The organism is Pseudomonas sp. KSR10 (assembly GCF_022355455.1).
Lineage (GTDB): Bacteria > Pseudomonadota > Gammaproteobacteria > Pseudomonadales > Pseudomonadaceae > Stutzerimonas > Stutzerimonas stutzeri_E.
The window spans coordinates 435,525-451,167 of sequence record NZ_JAKOEN010000019.1; the positions used below are offsets into that span (position 1 = coordinate 435,525).

At 61.6% G+C, this 15,643-nt stretch carries 13 protein-coding genes; 10 read left to right on the forward strand and 3 right to left on the reverse strand.

Annotated elements, in window-relative coordinates:
• Positions 1-40: 40 nt before the first annotated feature.
• Entirely contained in the window at positions 41-952 is a 912-nt protein-coding gene (locus MCB86_RS10985) for an SDR family oxidoreductase (protein WP_045160883.1), read from the reverse strand.
• Between the two features lie 798 nt (positions 953-1,750).
• On the opposite strand from MCB86_RS10985, the gene MCB86_RS10990 reads away from it, so the two are divergent.
• The 5 genes from MCB86_RS10990 (at position 1,751) to MCB86_RS11010 (ending at position 6,560) form a co-directional block, all read left to right on the forward strand.
• A complete protein-coding gene (locus MCB86_RS10990; RefSeq protein WP_239610883.1) occupies positions 1,751-2,338 on the forward strand; it encodes a TIGR00730 family Rossman fold protein in 588 nt (195 codons plus the stop codon).
• Between the two features lie 488 nt (positions 2,339-2,826).
• Complete coding sequence (locus tag MCB86_RS10995) at positions 2,827-3,312, forward strand: DUF2726 domain-containing protein (protein WP_239610884.1); 486 nt, start codon at positions 2,827-2,829, stop codon at positions 3,310-3,312.
• A 268-nt stretch (positions 3,313-3,580) separates the two neighbouring features.
• Positions 3,581-4,603 carry a DUF5924 family protein gene (locus MCB86_RS11000; protein ID WP_239610886.1) on the forward strand — a complete coding sequence of 341 codons (1,023 nt, stop codon included), beginning with the start codon at positions 3,581-3,583 and terminating at the stop codon, positions 4,601-4,603.
• Positions 4,604-4,668: 65 nt separating this feature from the next.
• Positions 4,669-5,196, forward strand: a complete 528-nt coding sequence (locus MCB86_RS11005) for an MgtC/SapB family protein (RefSeq protein WP_045160879.1) — start codon at positions 4,669-4,671, stop codon at positions 5,194-5,196.
• A 44-nt stretch (positions 5,197-5,240) separates the two neighbouring features.
• Positions 5,241-6,560: a sorbosone dehydrogenase family protein gene (locus MCB86_RS11010; RefSeq protein WP_239610888.1), complete on the forward strand. Its 1,320-nt coding sequence runs from the start codon at positions 5,241-5,243 to the stop codon at positions 6,558-6,560.
• Positions 6,561-6,614: 54 nt separating this feature from the next.
• Here the strand turns inward: MCB86_RS11010 and sfsA are convergent, their stop codons facing one another.
• The gene (gene sfsA, locus MCB86_RS11015; protein WP_045160877.1) at positions 6,615-7,322 is read right to left on the reverse strand and encodes a DNA/RNA nuclease SfsA; all 708 of its coding nucleotides are present in this window, start codon (positions 7,320-7,322) and stop codon (positions 6,615-6,617) included.
• On the reverse strand, positions 7,322-8,494 hold the full coding sequence (locus MCB86_RS11020) for a pyridoxal phosphate-dependent aminotransferase (RefSeq protein ID WP_045160876.1): 1,173 nt from the start codon (positions 8,492-8,494) through the stop codon (positions 7,322-7,324). Before MCB86_RS11020 ends, sfsA begins: the two co-directional genes overlap by 1 nt.
• A 193-nt stretch (positions 8,495-8,687) precedes the next feature.
• Here MCB86_RS11020 and dksA point away from each other — a divergent pair, with 193 nt between their 5' ends.
• The 5 genes from dksA to MCB86_RS11045 all read left to right on the forward strand — a co-directional run bounded on the left by dksA (position 8,688) and on the right by MCB86_RS11045 (position 15,017).
• On the forward strand, positions 8,688-9,131 hold the full coding sequence (gene dksA / locus MCB86_RS11025; RefSeq protein ID WP_021205864.1) for an RNA polymerase-binding protein DksA: 444 nt from the start codon (positions 8,688-8,690) through the stop codon (positions 9,129-9,131).
• Positions 9,132-9,224: 93 nt separating this feature from the next.
• Positions 9,225-10,127 carry a tRNA glutamyl-Q(34) synthetase GluQRS gene (gene gluQRS / locus MCB86_RS11030; RefSeq protein WP_239610890.1) on the forward strand — a complete coding sequence of 301 codons (903 nt, stop codon included), beginning with the start codon at positions 9,225-9,227 and terminating at the stop codon, positions 10,125-10,127.
• A 137-nt stretch (positions 10,128-10,264) separates the two neighbouring features.
• Positions 10,265-10,441: a hypothetical protein gene (locus MCB86_RS11035; RefSeq protein WP_003095129.1), complete on the forward strand. Its 177-nt coding sequence runs from the start codon at positions 10,265-10,267 to the stop codon at positions 10,439-10,441.
• Positions 10,425-13,379: a sensor histidine kinase gene (locus MCB86_RS11040; protein WP_045160874.1), complete on the forward strand. Its 2,955-nt coding sequence runs from the start codon at positions 10,425-10,427 to the stop codon at positions 13,377-13,379. Before MCB86_RS11035 ends, MCB86_RS11040 begins: the two co-directional genes overlap by 17 nt.
• 210 nt (positions 13,380-13,589) lie before the next feature.
• The gene (locus MCB86_RS11045) at positions 13,590-15,017 is read left to right on the forward strand and encodes a sigma-54 dependent transcriptional regulator (RefSeq protein ID WP_045160873.1); all 1,428 of its coding nucleotides are present in this window, start codon (positions 13,590-13,592) and stop codon (positions 15,015-15,017) included.
• Positions 15,018-15,643 lie beyond the last annotated feature (626 nt).

The following is a 15,643-nucleotide window of genomic DNA, read 5'->3' on the forward strand; positions in this document are numbered from 1 at the left end:
GCGCGCTATCGCCCACGAAGCGCAGTCCGACCCGGAGGCCTTAACCGGCGTGCTTCTGCAGGTTGGCCATCATTTCCTTCAGCGCTTCCATGTTGTCAGCCGGGTGCGCGGCATTCTCGAAATCGCAGATCTGCTGCCAGCTGGCTGCGACGTCTTCGGCATCGAAGCCGACCTTCGGGTCGAAACCAGCCCCCAGGCTGCGCTCCCAGCGCACCTTGCCCATCCAGCCGCCGCCCACTTCGAACAGCCCGGAGGTTTCCTGGCACTGTTCGCTGGCGAGGAAGACCACCAACGGGCTGACCAGCTCGGGCTTGAGCTGCTCGAAGACCTGCGGCGGGATCAGCCCTTCAGTCATGCGCGTGCCGCCAGTGGGGGCGATGGCATTGACCAGAATGTTGTTCTTGCGTCCTTCCAGCGCCAGAGTGCGGGTCAGCCCGTAGAGGCCGAGCTTGGCCATGCCGTAGTTGGACTGGCCGAAGTTGCCGTAGATACCTGACGTCGATGCGGTGAAGATCACCCGGCCATAACCCTGCTCACGCATGTGCGGCCAGGCGGCGCGGGTTACCTTGTAGGCGCCCTCGACGTGCACGCGGTAGACCAGATCCCAGTCGGCGTCTTCCATCTTGTGGAAGGTCTTGTCGCGCAGGATGCCAGCGTTGTTCACCACCACATCGATGCGGCCGAAGCTGTCCAGCGCCTGTTGGACGATCTTGCCGCCGTCGGTCACCGAGTCATGGTTGGCCACCGCGGTGCCGCCGGCCTGACGGATTTCCTCGACGACGCGATCGGCAGCCGAGGCGTTGGCACCCTCGCCTTGGGCGCTGCCACCCAGATCATTGACCACCACCTTGGCCCCGTGACGGGCGAACAGCAGCGCATGGGCGCGGCCGAGACCACCACCGGCGCCGGTCACCACGACCACCTTGTCTTCGAAGCGAATGGCTTCACTCATCGGATATCCTCCAGCGGTTTTTGATTGGATGTGTTGTATGGGATCAGGCGAGTGTCAGTCAGGCCAAACCTGCCCACAATCAAAACCGCCACGAATGAATGCCGCGGCATAAGGCGTCGGGATGATGTCGAGTCCGGCGTCAGCGCCGCTGTCAGCCCAGCGCCGCGCGGGGGCACTTAGGACTGACACGCTGCTCGACCTGCCTGCTCGAGGCATGCAGCGAAGCCGATCGATGGGTAATTGAGGAGGTCGCTTCGCAAGATGCTAATTGATCAATTTTCGACCACCCCACTACAAACCAGACACGCAGCAGGCTAGCGCCTGGTTTCCCCACGTTATCCACAGAGCGCCCCACAGTAACGCTGGATAACAAAACGGCGCAATCCGACTGCGAGCTTCTAGCCGCAGTAACGCAAAAGAACCTTCTTAACAAGCACTTAGGACATCGCATAGCCGTTGGTCATTTCTTGATCAGCGCCAGCAATGCCAGCACCCACGCCTACTTGAGCAAAACACGAAGAGCTTATCCACAGAAGTTTGCACAGCCTTCGGGGATAAGTTTGCCCGTTACGCTATCGGAGCGATGCGAAAAAGCTACAAGGCTGGGCGCCAAGGAGCGACTAGGCTCGTTTTCAACAACCAAGGAGCGTCCCCATGCCCAGCCTCGAGATGATCCAGACCCTATTTGCCAACTATGCCTTGGGAATCAGCGGCGCCTGCATCGGCGAGCCCTACTGACGCTTGGCCCTGGAGGAAGCCGGCGTTACGCTGCCAGCCGTCCTACTGACGGAGTGAATCATGTCCCTGCAATCGATTTGCGTATTCTGCGGCGCCAGCACCGGCGCCAACCCCATCTATCGTGAAGCGGCCATCGCAATGGGCCAGACGCTGGCGGCGAACGGCATCCGGCTGATCTACGGAGGCGGCGCGGTTGGTCTGATGGGCGTGGTAGCCGATGCCACGATGGCTGCTGGCGGCGAAGTGATCGGCATCATCCCGCAAAGTCTGAAAGATTCTGAAATCGGCCACACCGGGCTGACGCGACTGGAAGTCGTTAACGGCATGCACGCGCGCAAGGCCCGCATGGCTGAACTGTCCGATGCCTTCATTGCGCTGCCGGGCGGCCTAGGCACCCTGGAGGAACTGTTCGAAGTATGGACCTGGGGGCAACTGGGCTATCACAGCAAGCCCCTCGGTCTGCTGGATATCAACCAGTTCTATAGCAAGCTCAGCCACTTCCTGGACCACCTCGTCGAAGAAGGTTTCGTGAAGCCGCGGTACCGCGACATGCTGCAGCGCAGCGAATCACCTCTAACCCTGTTGCAGCTGTTGGGCGATTGGCAGCCCAGAGCCGACAGCCGTTGGCACAACGTTTCGGCGGTTTGATTCCAAGAGTCTCCGCCGCCGGGACCGCCCTCGGCGGCTGTATGAAAAACGAACAGTTTTTTCCAGCCCAACGGGCGTGGCGCCTCCGGGACCTTTACCTGCACTTATCCACAACACTCTCCACAGTAAACGGGGATAACTGTAAGCGTGGTGCTCTGGTCTGAATAAAAATTCTTGAATATCAATGTTTAAGAGCTTGTGCATGAGACGACACTGTGCCTTGAAGCAAGCTCCTCGACAACTGATCAAAGCATGACCAGACACGCAAAGCGCTAGTGCCACATGGCCTCCGACGGTAAGCTCATAGGTTATCCACAGAACGCTGCACAGATACTCGGGATAAGTACAGCCTATGCCTGAACGAACTCCCCTCGCTCTGCCCGCTCCAACGTGCAGGCTCGATACTCTTTTTTAAACGTTGAGGAACAACCCATGTGCGTCCGACCCGTTCAGGCAGTCCAGCCCGCCCCCCTGTCGATAGCCGCGAGATGACCGCTTTTCTTGGACTGGTGCTGGTGGCTTTCGTCTGCTTCGCGCTGGTCTTCTATATCAAGCAGCGGCAATTCAACCATCCCGCGCTACGGATGCCCTACCAACTGAAGCGCCCCTTCCTGCAACCGAGCGAACAGGAATTGCTGGCATTGCTGCAGCAAGCGGCAGGCGCGGATTACCTCATCCTGGCCAAGGTACGGCTCGCCGAGGTAGCCGAGGTGACAGCGATTCCCCGACGCGCGCCCTGGTACCAGGCTGTCAACCGGATCTCGGCGGCGTGCTTCGACTTTCTTCTGTGCGACCGGGATACGCTGGAGCCTCGCTGCGCCATCGAGATGGAACAAGCATCCGAAACCAACGCCTTCCTCGATGAGCTTTGTCAGACGATCGGCCTGCCATTGGTGCGCCTGACGCCGGAAACGGCACGCTCCTATGGCGAAGTGCGCACCGCGATAGATCGGGCAACCGTCCCCCCTGCATGACGGCATCGGAGCCCTCATCGGTATCGAGCGGCTTTCACTCGACAGAATGGAATCCGGCGGCGGATCATTTGTCACACGCCCGCATCACTACCCCAAGCCGCCTCACCGTTCGATCGGCCCGTTCGAGGTACGAACAACCAGAACGCCCGCCAGACCTTGGATTTCTGGCACTTTCCCGGCTACACGGACGGCGCGACCCAGCCAGGCACCCAGGCCTGGGGCCGCCCGTGAACGACGAACCGGAGACACTCCTAAACGTGAAATCGACATGCTGCTGAAATCCCGGCTTTACTTCCTTTTCGACCTGGCCTCGCGCCTGATCCGCCGCTACCCCGGCACCATCGCACTGTTCGGCTTCTGCTCGGGCGTCGCCAGTTTCGTGCTGGTCGATCGCCAAGCCGGCTTGGCCAAGGTCATCGCCGCGGTGATGCTGGTCAGTTGGCTCTGGCTGATGCTGGAGAACAGCTTGCGTCAAGGCCTGGAACGCCGATTCGGCTGGAAGGTGCCGCGCCCGCTGTTGCGTTACGTCACGCAGATGGTGCATCAGGAAAGCCTGTTCTTCATCATTCCGTTCTTCTTCATCACGACTACTTGGAACAGCGGCCAGTCCGTTTTCACGGTGATCCTGGGGCTCGCGGCGCTGATTTCGCTGGTCGACCCGCTGTACTACAAGTGGCTGGCGCCGCGCCGCTGGATCTACCTGGGATTCCATGCCCTGACGCTGTTCGCGGTCCTGCTGACGGCGCTGCCCATCATCTTTCACCTGTCCACTCGGCAGAGTTATCTCTGTTCGCTGATCATTGCCGTGCTGTTGGCTCTGCCCAGCCTGAGGGATTTGTTTCCCGACTGGAACTGGAAGAGCCTGGTCGCGGTACCGCTACTGGCGCTCGCCGTCGGGTTTGGCGGGTGGATGGGGCGCACCTGGGTGCCGCCAGCGACGCTGTGGCTCACCGACGTCGCGGTAACCATGAGCATGGACGATGCCTCGCGCAAACCGGGTAACCGTCTTCGCCAGCTGTCCAGCCGTGAGCTGCACGAAAATGGCCTGTACGCATTTACCGCGATCAATGCGCCGCGTGGGCTGAAGGAGCGCATCTTCCACGAATGGGAACATGACGGTCGACAGGTCGAGCGCATTCCCCTGGAGATAAGCGGAGGCCGTGACGCGGGCTACCGGGCCTGGACTCACAAGCGCAACTTCCCTGCGAAGGCAGCAGGCCGCTGGCGCGTGCGAGTCCTGACCGAAGCCGGACAGACGATCGGCATGCTGCGCTTCGAGGTCACAGAGTGAACCGCCGTGCGCGCCGCAACTCGAAATTCAGACAGCCGTTATCGTGTAGCTAGCCGGGGGCGTTCATGGAATGGTGGGAAATACTCAGCCGCACCGTTGCATCGGAATTCTCTGACATTCCCGACCTCGAGCACGGGGTTCGGGTATCGATAAGACTGTTGTTGGCCGCGATACTGGGTGGCGTGCTCGGCTACGAACGGGAGTCCAAGGGTAAGGCCGCCGGCCTGCGGACCCATATGCTGGTCGCCCTGGGCGCGGCCCTGTTCGTGCTGGTGCCGCTAGAGGGCGGTATGCCGCTCGAAGATCTGTCGCGCGTGATGCAGGGCATCATTACCGGGATTGGCTTTCTCGGTGCGGGCACTATTCTCAAGGGCAGCTCCCAGCGGGACGTCAAAGGCCTGACCACTGCGGCCGGAATCTGGCTGACCGCCGCCATTGGGGTTGCCGCCGGACTGGGCCATGAAGCCACGGCCGTGCTTACAACGTGCCTCGCCATGATGATCTTTCTGCTAATGCCACGACTGGAACAGCGCACCGCCAGAAAAGCCCGGCACGATGAAAAGAAAGGCCGCGATCGCGATCAGGCCCCCTGATTGGGCGCGACGCATCATTGTTCAGCCATCAGCAGGAGTCGCACATGCAGCGCCGCTATGCCTATCTGTTCAGCACCACCCTGATGCTAAGCCTCGTTGGGTGCGGTGATACCGCGAAAGTGCCCGTGGAGTTGGGTTACGGGCCAGACCCATCACTCCCTGAACCCAACAAGTCACTGCTGCCAACCGTCAACATCGCCAAGGCGACCGGCTGGCCTGACGAAGCAAAGCCGCAAGCCGCCGCTGGCCTGCGCGTCGAAGCATTCGCGCAGGACCTCGACCATCCACGCTGGCTTTATGTGCTGCCCAATGGCGACGTACTGGTGGCCGAAAGTGACGCCCCGCCCAAGCCGGAGGACGGCAAGGGCATTCGTGGCTGGATCACGGAGAAGGTCATGGCCCGCGCCGGATCAGGCGGCCAGAGCGCCAACCGCATCACCCTGCTGCGTGATAAGGATGGCGACGGCACACCGGAACAGCGCACGGTCTTCCTCGAAGAACTGAACTCCCCGTTCGGCATGGCGCTGGTCGGAGACCAGCTGTATGTCGCCAATACCGATGCCCTGGTGCGCTTCCCTTATGAGCAGGACACCACCCGCATCGACGGTGCCGGCGAAAAGGTCGTCGACCTGCCAGCCGGGCCGATCAATCATCACTGGACCAAGAACGTGATCGCTAGCCAGGATGGCTCACGCCTGTACGTAACCAGCGGCTCGAACAGCAACGTCGCCGAAAACGGCATGGAAGCCGAGGAAAATCGTGCAGCGATCCTAGAGGTCGATCCACAGAACAAGACCCTGCGGCTGTTCGCTTCGGGGCTGCGCAACCCCAACGGCCTGGCCTGGCAACCGGACAGCGGTGAGCTCTGGACAACGGTCAACGAACGCGACGAGATCGGCAGCGATCTGGTCCCCGATTACATGACTTCAGTAAAAGATGGCGGGTTCTACGGCTGGCCCTACAGCTACTACGGCCAGCACGTCGACGAGCGTGTCAAACCGCAGCGGCCGGATCTGGTGGCCAAAGCCCTGGTGCCGGACTACGCCCTCGGCGCCCATACCGCCTCGCTGGGTTTGGCCTTCTATGAAGGCTCGCTGCTGCCGGAGCGTTACCGCAACGGTGCCTTCATCGGCCAGCACGGCTCCTGGAATCGCAAACCCCGCAGTGGCTACAAGGTGGTCTTCGTGCCGTTCAAGAATGGCCAGCCGAACGGTGAAGCCGAAGACATTCTGACCGGCTTCGTCAATGACGAAGAAGAGGCCATGGGCCGTCCGGTGGGCGTGGCCATCGACAAGACCGGCGCGGTGCTGGTAGCGGATGACGTCGGCGACAGTATCTGGCGAGTGACGCCCAGCGGCGATTGAGCAGGGGTGCGGTCGGCTGGTCTGGCTGACCGCATCGATTCACGCTAACGGGGCTCACAGCATCACAGGTAACCCGTGCGCCAGGCGAATCTCCTCTGGCGACAGCTCGACCCCATACGCCAGCAACTCGACACCAGCCTCCTTGGCATCACGCAGCGCCTCCGCATACAGCGGATCGATTTCACTGGCCGGTCGCACCGCCTCGACCCCGGACAAATTCACGCAGTACAGCTGCACCGCCCGGACCCCGTTGCGGGCCAGTGCCGCCAGTTCGCGCAGATGGCGTGCGCCTCGCGTCGTCACCGCATCGGGAAAGGCCGCCACGGCCGTGTCGCCAAAGCCGAGGGTCACGCTTTTCACTTCGACAAATGCCGGGCCACCGGCGAAATCCAGACGAAAGTCCACTCGACTGTTTTCCACGCCATAGGCCACCTCGCGCTTCAGCGCCGTGAAGCCGGCCAGTTCGCCGATCACACCGCCTAGCAGCGCCTCCTCGACCAGGCGATTGGCACGTGCGGTATTGACACAGGCCAGCCGGCCCTGTGGCGTTTCCACCAACTCCCAGGTTCCCGGCAGCTTGCGTTTTGGATCGCTGTTGCGCTGAAACCAGACCCGTGCACCTTCACCCATGCAATTGAGCATCGAGCCGGTATTGGGGCAATGAATGCACAGGTGTTCGCCGGCATCAGTGACGATATCGGCCAAGAAGCGCTTGTAACGTCGCACCAGCCGGCCCTGTTCCAAGGGCGTTGCGAAGCGCATCAGCCAGCCCAGCTCTGCAGGCCACGGGCGATGCGCTCGACCGCTTGCTCCAACTGCGGCAGATCCTGGGTATAGGCGAACCGCACATGATGCCCGGCCTGATGGCGGCCGAAATCGAGCCCCGGCGTGATGGCCACGAACTGGGTCTCCAGCATGTGCTGGCAGAAGGCGTAGGCGTCGCCGCCGAACGCACGGATATCGGCGTAAAGATAGAACGCGCCTTCAGGCTCCACGGCGATGCCGAATCCCAGTTCGCGCAGGGCCGGCAAGAGGAAATCGCGGCGACGACCGAACTCGGCCCGGCGCGCCTCGAGTATGTCCAGCGTGGCCGGATCGAAGCAGGCCAACGCCGCGTGCTGGGCCATGGTCGGCGCGCTGATGTAGAGGTTCTGCGCCAGCTTCTCCAGCTCCGGCACGGCCTCCGGCGGCGCCACCAGCCAACCGAGACGCCAGCCGGTCATGCCGAAATATTTGGAGAAGCTGTTGAGCACGAAGGCCTCGTCATCCACCTCCAGCACGCTGGCCGCATCGGTTCCGTAGGTAAGCCCGTGGTAGATCTCGTCCACCACCAGATGCCCACCGCGCGCTCTCAGGGCGGCGGACAGCCCTGCCAGCTCGTCGCGATCGAGCAGCGTGCCGGTAGGGTTGGCCGGAGAGGCGACCAGCGCACCCACGCTGTCCCTGTCCCAATGGCGCTCGACCAGATCGGGCGTCAGCTGGTAGCGCACGTCGGCGCCCACCGGCACCAGCTGTGCCGCGCCTTCGATCAGGCGCAGGAAATGCCGATTGCAGGGATAGCCAGGGTCGGCCAGCAGCCAGTGCTTACCGGGATCGACCAGCAGGCTGCTGGCGAGCAACAAAGCGCCCGAACCGCCGGGAGTAATCAGCACGCGTTCGGGGTCAATAGACAGTTGATAGCGCTGAGCATAGAAGCCGGCAATCGCCTCGCGCAGCTGCGGCAGCCCCCGGGCGGCTGTATAGCGCGTATGGCCGGCCGCCAGGGCAGCCTGACCGGCCGCGACGATGGGGGCAGCGGTGGTGAAGTCCGGCTCGCCGATTTCCAGGTGGATGACGTCACGGCCCAGCGCCTGCAGCTCGTTGGCTCGCGCCAGCAGCGCCATGACATGAAAGGGTTCGATTGCACGGCTACGCGCGCTATATGACGAGGTCATCTGACCTTCCTGATGAGTACAAAACGTGAATTCTACCGAAGGTCCCTCTGACACCGCAGCCACCGTGATATTCGGGAGTAGCGCACCCCGATACGATCTGGTAAGTTCGCCCGCTTGCAGCCGCAGGGCCGGCACGGGCCGGCAGAGGGATTTCACTATCCTGCGCAATGGACATAGCGAGAGGCGTTCATCCATGCCCATTACCAAAACGACACCCAGCAACCAACTGATTCGCGCCTTCGTGCCCTACAAGGAATCCAAGGGTGAGGAGTACATGAGCGACAATATGCGCGCTCACTTCACCGGCATTCTCAACAAGTGGAAGCAGGAGCTGATGGAGGAAGTCGATCGCACCGTGCATCACATGCAGGACGAAGCGGCGAACTTCCCGGATCCAGCCGACCGCGCCAGCCAGGAAGAAGAGTTCAGCCTGGAACTGCGCGCCCGCGATCGTGAGCGCAAGCTGATCAAGAAAATCGACGAGACGCTGCAGCTGATCGAAGACAACGAATATGGCTGGTGCGACTCCTGCGGCGTCGAGATCGGCATCCGTCGTCTTGAAGCCCGCCCCACCGCCACGCTGTGCATCGACTGCAAGACGCTGGCGGAGATCAAGGAAAAGCAGATCGGTTCCTGATCCCGAACGGGGCGCTACGGCGCCCCGCTTCATTTCAGGGCTCGCGTACTGCGCACCCCGCCTCGCTGATGCTTCACCCGAGCCGGCCCCGCCATGCCATCGACCGCCTCCTGCCCATCCGCCTACGTGGGCCGTTTCGCCCCAACGCCTAGCGGCTATCTGCACTTCGGCTCGCTGATCGCCGCATTGGCCTCCTATCTCGACGCCCGCGCGGCCGGTGGCCGCTGGCTGTTACGCATGGAAGACCTCGACCCACCACGTGAAATGCCTGGGGCACAGTCGGCGATACTACAGGCGCTGGAAACCTACGGTTTCGAGTGGGACGGGCGGATGGTTCGCCAGAGCGAGCGGCTGCATACCTACAACGCGGTGATCGATCGCCTGTGGCGGGACGGCGACGCCTACGCCTGTATTTGCTCGCGCAAACAGCTGCAGCCCTTCGCCGGGCTTTATCCCGGATTCTGCCGAGACGCCGGTCGAGACCTGAAGGATTCCGCCATACGTCTGCGCGTTCCTGATCGCGAATACGCCTTCACCGATCGCTTGCAGGGCGAGTTCCGCCAGCACATCGGTCGCGAGGTCGGCGACTTCGTCATTCGCCGTCGAGACGGCTTGATCGCCTATCAGTTGGCCGTGGTGCTCGACGACGCCTGGCAGGGCGTGACCGATATCGTCCGCGGTGCCGACCTACTCGATTCCACCCCGCGCCAGCTGTATCTGCAAGAATTGCTCGGCCTGCCGCAGCCGCGTTACCTGCACGTACCGCTGATCATCCAGCCGGACGGCCATAAGCTCGGCAAGCGTTACCGCTCGCCACCGCTGCAACCGGAAGAAGCGACGCCCCTGCTGCTGAGAGCGCTGAGAGCCCTCGGCCAACCCACCGCCAGCGAGCTCGACGACGCACATCCCAGCGAGATACTGGCCTGGGCAATTCCGCGCTGGGGTGCCGAGCGCATCCCTCACAGCCGCACCCTGGCCGAAGCGCAGCTGCGCTAGGGCTGGAAGCTGGAAGCTGGAAGCTGGAAGCAAGCTTCATGTGGTTGGAACGACCGATGCAGCCGCTTTAACTGCCATTTGTGGCTTGCCGCTTGGCGCTGCTTTACCATTCCGCTACTTCCGACACGAGTTCCAGCATGTACATCTACCGACTGGTGCTGCTCCTGGTGGTGGGGATCTATCTGTTTTCCCCCGCGATCATGGACTGGTGGATCGACCCCAACGGCGCCTGGTATCGGCCCTATCTGTTGTGGCTGATCCTCATCGTGGTGACTTTCATCCTTCAGAGTCAGCGCGATGCAGACGAGCTTTAGCCTCAGCCACCTGATCCTAATCAGCGTCGCCTATCTGCTGGTGCTGTTCGGCGTGGCCTGGGTCAGCGAGCGCGGGCTAATCCCGCGCTGGGTGATCCGTCATCCCTTGACCTACACCCTGTCGCTGGGTGTGTATGCCAGCGCCTGGGCGTTCTATGGCACCGTTGGCCTGGCCTATCAGTACGGTTACGGATTCCTCGCCACCTATCTGGGCGTCTGCGGGGCCTTCCTACTGGCGCCGGTTTTGCTTTACCCCATCCTGCGCATCACCCGCACCTATCAGCTGGCCTCGCTGGCCGATCTGTTCGCGTTCCGCTTCCGCAGCACCTGGAGCGGCGCGCTGACCACCATCGTCATGCTGATCGGGATGCTGCCGCTGCTGGCATTGCAGATTCAGGCGGTGGCCGACGCCATCGGCATTCTCACCCTCGAGCCCCTGCAGGAGCGGGTCGCGTTGGGCTATTGCGTAATGATCATGCTGTTCACCATTCTTTTCGGTGCCCGGCATATCGCCACGCGGGAGAAGCACGAGGGATTGGTCTTCGCCATCGCCTTCGAATCGGTAGTCAAGCTGCTGACTTTCGGCGCCATCGGCCTGTATGCGCTGTATGTCGTATTCGGTGGCCCCCATCAGCTGGAGATCTGGCTGCTGCAGAACCAGTCGGCGTTGCAGGCCTTGCATACGCCATTGCAGGAAGGTCCCTGGCGCACCCTGCTGCTAGTGTTCTTCGCGTCGGCCATCGTCATGCCGCACATGTATCACATGACCTTCACCGAGAACCTCAACCCGCGCGCCCTGGTAAGTGCCAGCTGGGGGCTGCCGCTGTATCTGCTACTGATGAGTCTGGCCGTGCCGCTGATTCTCTGGGCCGGTCTCAAGCTCGGCGTCAGCACCAACCCGGAGTACTTCACTCTGGGCCTGGGCCTGACCGCACAGAGCGAGGCACTCACCTTGGTCGCCTTCATCGGCGGGCTGTCCGCCTCCAGCGGACTGATCATCGTCAGCACCCTGGCGCTGTCGGGCATGGCCCTCAACCACCTGGTGCTGCCGCTCTATCAGCCACCCACCGAAGGCAACATCTATCGCTGGCTGAAATGGACCCGCCGCAGCCTGATCCTGGCCATCATCATGGCCGGATACGGTTTCTATCTGCTGCTGGGCGCCGAGCAGGACCTGTCCAACCTGGGCATCGTCGCCTTCGTCGCCACACTGCAATTCCTGCCCGGCGTGCTTTCGGTGCTTTACTGGCCGACCGCCAACCGCCGCGGTTACATCGTCGGCCTGCTGGCAGGCATCAGCGTCTGGGTGGTCACCATGCTGTTGCCACTGGTGGGCAATCTAGACGGCTTCTACATTCCGCTGCTCAACGTCGTCTATGTACTCGACGACACCAGCTGGCACCTGGCGGCGATCGCTTCGCTGGCCGTGAATGTGCTGGCTTTCTCGCTGTTCTCGCTGTTCACCGAGACCAGCGCCGAGGAGCAGGCGGCCGCCGAGGCCTGCGCGGTGGAAAACGTGCGCCGACCACAACGACGCGAACTCGCAGCCGCCTCGCCACAGGAATTCGCCACCCAGCTGGCCAAGCCACTGGGTGCCAAGACCGCGCAGCGCGAGGTGGAACAGGCGCTGCGAGATCTCCAGCTGCCCTTCGATGAACATCGGCCTTATGCGCTGCGCCGACTGCGCGATCGCATCGAGGCCAACCTGTCCGGCCTGATGGGCCCGAGCGTCGCCCAGGATATCGTCGAGAACTTCCTGTCCTACAAGAACGGCGCGGAAGGTTACGTCACCGAAGATATCCATTTCATCGAAAGTCGCCTGGAGGACTATCACTCGCGCCTGACCGGCCTGGCCGCTGAGCTCGATGCGCTACGTCGCTATCACCGCCAGACGTTGCAGGAACTGCCGATGGGCGTCTGCTCGCTGGCCAAGGATCAGGAAATTCTGATGTGGAACCGAGCGCTGGAGGAGCTCACCGAGATTCCGGCGCTGCAAGTGGTGGGCTCACGCCTGTCGACCATCGCCGAGCCTTGGCAGAGTCTTCTGAGCGACTTCATTCAGCAGAGCGAGGAGCATTTGCACAAGCAGCGGTTGCAACTGGACGGCCACAGCCGCTGCCTGAACCTGCACAAGGCGGCGATTGCCGAACCCCTGGCACCCGGCAACAGCGGCCTGGTGCTGCTGATCGAAGACCTCACCGAGACCCAGCAACTGGAAGACCGCCTGGTACATTCCGAACGCCTGGCCAGCATCGGCCGGCTGGCGGCCGGTGTCGCGCACGAAATCGGCAACCCGATCACCGGCATCGCCTGCCTGGCGCAGAACCTGCGCGAGGAGCGAGAGGCCGATAACGAGATCAACGAGATCAGCAATCAGATCGTCGAACAGACCAAGCGCGTCTCGCGCATCGTCCAATCGCTGATGAGCTTCGCTCACGCCGGTGGCAGGCAGCAGGATCTTTATCCGGTGAGCCTGGCCGAGGTGGCGCAGGACGCAATCGCCCTGCTGTCGCTCAACCGAAGAGGGACGGAGGTACGCTTCTTCAACCTCTGCGACCCAAGCCACCTGGCCGAAGGCGATCCGCAACGTCTGGCACAAGTGCTGATCAATCTGCTCTCCAACGCCCGCGATGCGTCGGAGCCTGGCGGCGCGATTCGGGTGCGTAGCGAGGAATCCGAGCAGACCGTCTACCTTATTGTCGAAGACGAAGGCAGCGGTATTCCCCAGTCCATTCAGGACCGCCTGTTCGAGCCGTTCTTTACCACCAAGGACCCCGGCGAAGGCACAGGCCTGGGCCTCGCTCTGGTCTATTCGATCGTGGAAGAGCATTATGGCCAGATCAATATTGACAGCCCGGCAGACCCGGAGACCCAACGCGGTACCCGTTTCCGCATTACCCTGCCGCGGTATGTCGAGGCGACAGATGCCATTGATTGACGAAGCGATGGGCGTTGTTCGTCCGGTATCGGCCCATGAGCGACTCAGCGAACGCCCGGCCATAAAAAGGCCCGCGCGAGATGGCGCCGCAATCCTGCACGGACAGACCCACACCGCATCGCGACAGCTTGCCCAGGTCATGGGACGCGCGCTCCTGGGCGCTGCTTCCCGCCTGCCTGTAGCCGCCTTCAGACCGTCGAGAGAGTACTGATGTCACATATTCTGATCGTCGAAGACGAAACCATTATCCGCTCCGCCTTGCGCCGACTCCTCGAACGCAATCAGTACGAGGTCAGCGAAGCCGGTTCGGTGCAGGAAGCGCAAGAGCGCTTCAGCATTCCGGGTTTCGATCTCATCGTCAGCGACCTGCGCCTGCCCGGAACACCCGGCACCGAGCTGATCAAGCTCGCCGAAGGCACTCCTGTGTTGATCATGACCAGCTATGCGAGCCTGCGCTCGGCCGTGGACTCGATGAAAATGGGCGCGGTGGATTACATCGCCAAACCCTTCGACCACGACGAGATGCTGCAGACCGTAGCCCGCATCCTTCATGATCGGCAGCAGGCAGCCGTCGCTGCCCCCGCAACTTCACGCAGCGCATCGACGCCGTCGGATGCGGCGGTCGAGACCGACTCGGACAACAGCGGGATCGGCATCATTGGACGCTGTGGTCCCATGCAGGATCTGTTCGGCAAGATCCGCAAGGTCGCACCCACCGACTCCAATGTGCTGATTCAAGGAGAGTCGGGTACCGGCAAAGAGCTTGTCGCCCGCGCCTTGCACAATCTTTCCCGCCGCGCCAAGGCGCCGATGATCTCGGTCAACTGCGCTGCGATCCCTGAAACACTGATTGAATCCGAGCTCTTTGGCCACGAGAAAGGCGCGTTCACCGGCGCCAGCGCCGGACGCGCCGGGCTGGTTGAGGCTGCCGATGGCGGCACCTTGTTCCTGGACGAAATCGGCGAACTGCCCTTGGAAGCGCAGGCGCGGTTGTTACGGGTGTTACAGGAAGGGGAAATTCGCCGTGTCGGCTCCACCCAATCGCAGAAGGTCGACGTACGCCTGATTGCCGCTACCCACCGCGACCTCAAGACACTGGCCAAGAACGGGCAGTTTCGCGAAGACCTCTATTACCGCCTGCATGTCATCGCACTGAAGCTGCCGCCTCTACGTGAGCGTGGTGCCGACGTGCTGGAAATCGCCAAGGCCTTCCTGGCACGGCAGAGCGAACGAATGGGTAACGAGGCGTTGCACTTCTCCCGGGAGGCTGAGCAGGCCGTACGGCATTACGCCTGGCCCGGGAACGTCCGGGAACTGGAGAATGCCATCGAGCGGGCAGCGATCCTCAGCGAGAGCGAGGAAATCAGTGCGGAGTTACTGGGCATCGACATCGAACTCGACAACCTCGATGACGATTACGATGAGCCTTGTGCCCCGCTTGGTTCTTCCATTGCGACCAGCAACGAGCCGACCGAGGATCTTTCGCTGGAGGACTACTTCCAGCATTTCGTGCTCGAGCACCAGGACCACATGACCGAGACCGAGCTGGCCCGCAAGCTGGGAATCAGTCGTAAGTGTCTGTGGGAACGGCGCCAGCGACTGGGGATTCCCCGGCGCAAATCCAGTGCCACCGGCTAACAGATTGTTACCCACCCCACCGACACGTAACAAAAACCGGGTTCATCGGTAACGGGAACCCGGTTTTTTGTAAGCGGGCATACCTACCGAAACAAACAAGTCGTTGATTACAAAGACTTTTCAAAAACTGGCACGGCAAATGCTTTCTATCTGGCACAACAACAATAACAAGCAGACCCACAATAAGAACAAGACGTACCGGCTCTAGCAAAATAAATACAAGAAGGCAGAGGCGTAGCTAACTGATTCTTTTGGAGAGGAAATGCCAAATGGGGTTTTGCCCCACGACCAGGCCGAGAACAACAAAAACTGCCTAAGCAGTGCCTGAACTGGTTGGATCAATGATCGATGGCAAGTCAGCGACCAAAGAAATCCGTTTGCTCTTTGCTCCCAACGTAGGAGCGATTCCCGGACGCGATAGCCGAAGGGAACGGGTGACCAAACAAAAACAACAGGCCCGAAATACTAATAACAACAAAGCACGCGACATCATTTAAAGGGGGAGCTTCGGCTCCCCCTAGTGCTTTCTGGCTTTGGCCGTTGTTTTGACACCTCCCCGCGCTTCGTTCACCATCCCCTTTCCCGGTGCTAGAATCCACGCTCGTTCGTGGCTATTTCCTTCGCCA